Below are 2148 nucleotides of genomic sequence, written 5' to 3' on the forward strand. Positions count from 1 at the left end.
CCGCAGCCTCTCCTGTGGCGGCCACTTCAGCCGCCGCGGCGTCCTCTGCAACCTGCACGGCGCGTGCACGTTCGGCGGCTTCCGGATCGGCCGGTGTGTCCAACTCCACCGACGTCGATTCCGGCTGCCCGGCTTCCTCTGCTTTCCTCGCTGACCTTCTCGCCACGAGTTTCTTAAGCGTCCAGATCATCCGCTACAGCACGCAGCAGTGAGGCGACCTTGTTGGCCACCTTCTTTTCCGGATACCGTCCCTTGCGGAGGCCGTTGGACACGCCATCCAGGAGCTTGATCAGGTCCTCGGTGATGAGCGCCATGTCGTCGGCAGGCTTGCGATGAGCGCGCACCACCGACGGCGGCGTATCAAGAATCCGGGCCGACAACGCCTGGGCTCCCTTGCGGCCGGCGGCTACGCCGAACTCCATCCGGGTGCCTGCCTTGATCTCGGATACACCTGCCGGCAGGGCCGAAGCGTGCAGGAAGACCTCTTCACCGTCTTCTGCCTGCAGGAACCCGAAGCCTTTCTCCGTGTCGTACCACTTAACCTTGCCGATTGGCACTTGAAACCTCTTCGCTACTCATAAGTTTGTGTACCTATAGGTTATCCCGGCGTGTCCAATCGGCTGTGTTGTTTCACATACAGCGAAGACCGCGCCGCATTCCGACGGTCCATCTTGATAGTTTTAAACCATGATGTCCGCTTCCAGTCCCAACCTGCCCGGAGACAACGCCGGTGGCTCCTCCCCCGCGTTGCTCACCGCCGTCGCCCTCGCCGCCGTGTCCGTCGTTTGTCTGGCGCTCGTGGTGGCCATCAATCTGAGCGGTGGTACTGCATGGGCGGTTTTCTCCTGGATCCCGATGATCGGTCTTCCCATCGCCTTCATCCTGATGCTGGCTCTCATCATTTCCGCCGTCCGGAGCCGCCGTCAGAGCTGATCCACCGCAGCTTCGGCCCAATATCCCGCGGTCAATACTGGGCAGTGACTGTCCCAGCCCATAATTCAGCATCCAATATTGGGCACAATGAACGGTGATCCACCACGCCGTAGTCGTATATATGCCGCCGTAGCGAAAAGCGGGCAGAAAGGGCCGCCCGTATCGGGGTAACGTTAATCTGATGTCCTCTATCCGTGCGTTGGCCGCAGATTTGACGGACCGCAGTGATGACTCGCTGCGGGCGCTTTTCGCCGCCCGGCCGGATCTGATCTCCCCGCCAGTGCCGGATTTCGCCGCTTTGGCCGCCCGCGCCTCCACCCGCGTCAGTGTGCAGCGGGCGCTGGAGAACCTCACGCTTCCACAGACCCGCGTGCTGGAGGCCGTACACCTGGTCACCGACGACGACACCGGCGTCACAACCTCGGCGGCAGGGCTCAAGCCGATGATGGCCGGTTCCACCCAGAAGGTCCTCGAGAACATCCTCGGCGGGCTCCACGACTTGGCCTTGATCTACCGGGTCGAGCCCGACGGCAAGTCGCGCAAACGGTTCTACCTGCCGGTTTCCAGCCTCAAGGACGTCGTCGGCCCGTATCCGCTCGGGCTGGGCCGCAGCTATCAGGGACTTGCCGCCAGCCAACCGTCCTTCGGCCAGCACATCGTCGAACTCGCGGGTGAACTGCGCCGGCATGGCTATCCGGTCAAGCCGGCGACAACCTCCCGCGAAGCGGCCGGGGCCCTGCAGGACTGGGTATGTAATCCGGCGCATTGGGACTCCCTGATGGCCGAAGCTCCCGAACAGACGGCCGACCTGCTCGCCAAGTTCCGCCGCGCCGCCGTCGGAGCCGTCCCCCAGGCATCGCGCCGCGTTTCGGTCTTGACCCAGCCCGACGACGCCGGCCCCCTCCAGTGGTTGCTGGCCCGTGGGCTGCTGGTCCCCCTCGACGCGGAGCATGTGGAACTTCCCCGCCCGGTCGGCCAGGCCGCACGGGGACACGTCCTCGTGGACAATCTGCAGCTTCAGCCGCAACCCGCCGAACTGTCCACGGTCAGCGCCGCCCGCCGGGACAATGCCGCCTTCTCGTCCGCCGCTGAGGTGCTTCGGGTCCTGGCCGAACTGCTCGGCCAACTGGAGGACCAACCGCTGGCCACCCTCCGCTCGGGAGGGATCGGCGTCCGTGAGATCCGGCGGCTCAGCGAGCGGCTACGGGTCGAGGA

2 protein-coding genes and 1 pseudogene are annotated in these 2148 nt (G+C 64.7%); 2 read left to right on the top strand and 1 reads right to left on the bottom strand.

Annotated features, from left to right (window positions below):
* Positions 1 to 173 precede the first annotated feature (173 nt).
* A complete protein-coding gene (locus Y707_RS0104160) occupies positions 174 to 557 on the bottom strand; it encodes a cold-shock protein (protein WP_026534146.1) in 384 nt (127 codons plus the stop codon).
* Between the two features lie 130 nt (positions 558 to 687).
* Between Y707_RS0104160 and Y707_RS23330 the strand changes: the two genes are divergently transcribed.
* On the top strand, positions 688 to 933 hold the full coding sequence (locus tag Y707_RS23330) for a hypothetical protein (RefSeq protein ID WP_155852707.1): 246 nt from the start codon (positions 688 to 690) through the stop codon (positions 931 to 933).
* Between the two features lie 181 nt (positions 934 to 1114).
* A pseudogene (locus Y707_RS31225) lies at positions 1115 to 2148 on the top strand (helicase-associated domain-containing protein); the annotation flags it as partial.

The organism is Arthrobacter sp. H14 (genome assembly GCF_000520495.1).
GTDB lineage: Bacteria > Actinomycetota > Actinomycetes > Actinomycetales > Micrococcaceae > Arthrobacter_C.

Bases quoted from the DNA above. Each gene is read 5' to 3' on its own strand.
- Y707_RS23330 (WP_155852707.1), top strand. From the start codon at position 688: ATGATGTCCGCTTCCAGTCCCAACCTGCCCGGAGACAACGCCGGTGGC.